Annotated in this window: 1 pseudogene; it reads left to right on the forward strand. The window is 60.2% G+C overall.

The features are described 5' to 3' along the window. Window positions 1-304: pseudogene (locus tag WFK98_RS27270) on the forward strand (hypothetical protein); the annotation flags it as partial.

Below are 304 nucleotides of genomic sequence, written 5' to 3' on the forward strand. Positions count from 1 at the left end.
GCCAGGAGCGGGATCGCTCACCTATGAGGCCTACAACGACCGGGTGGTGATCTATTCTCAGTCGGGGCAGTTTCGCTTCAACCATTACCTCTGCGCCATCGTCTTCAAGATTCCGGCGCGCGATCTGGACATCGTCGGCGACGATCCGCACCCTCTGGCGCGGATGATGATGGGCAAGCGGGGCAGTGAGTATGGTCTCTACGTCTCGCGGCCCGGCTTCAACGTCGAGACCTGTTCGAAGGCGCAGATGGTCTTCAGTTCCGACGACGACTTCTCGGTCATCAACAAGACCTATGCGCCCGCC

The organism is Kaistia sp. MMO-174, from assembly GCF_037147815.1.
Classification (GTDB): Bacteria; Pseudomonadota; Alphaproteobacteria; order Rhizobiales; family Kaistiaceae; genus Kaistia; species Kaistia nematophila.